1 protein-coding gene is annotated in these 459 nt (G+C 49.9%); it reads right to left on the bottom strand.

Annotation, left to right across the window (positions count from 1 at the left end; translation table 11 throughout):
• Positions 1–90 precede the first annotated feature (90 nt).
• The coding region (locus tag QVO97_RS07315) for an ABC transporter ATP-binding protein (protein ID WP_288189298.1) at positions 91–459 on the bottom strand (369 nt) is incomplete at its 5' end.

Raw genomic sequence — 459 nt, 5'->3', positions numbered from 1 at the left:
AGGATTCCCGCTTATTGTCCTAAATTCCAGACACAGCCAACACTCTATTTTTATCTGTCTATTTTCATATCTGCTCCGTCTTTCGCTCTCTTAAATTTCCTCTATTTTCCCATCTTCCTTGCCCATTTGCCGATTCTCCTCTATCTTCACAATCTTCCCATCGATAATATGGAAGATCCGGTCCGCATACGCCGCCAGATGGTTATCATGCGTGACCATAACCAGCGTCTGGTTCTGTTCCCGGACGATCCGCTGCATCAGTTTCAGCACATCCATCGTCGTGTGCGAATCCAGATTTCCAGTCGGCTCGTCTGCAAAAATGATCTCTGGATGTACCACCAGCGCCCGTGCAATGCCGACACGCTGCTGCTGCCCGCCGGACATCTGGTTCGGCATATGATCGCCGACTTTTTCCAGTCCGACCATTTTCAGATATTTTTCCGCCATCTCCCGGCGCCT

It is taken from the genome of Clostridium sp. CAG:43 (genome assembly GCF_000434655.1).
Classification (GTDB): Bacteria; Bacillota; Clostridia; order Lachnospirales; family Lachnospiraceae; genus Otoolea; species Otoolea fessa.
Note: the sequence above shows the minus strand (reverse complement) of the source record. Positions and strands in the feature narration are given on the sequence as shown.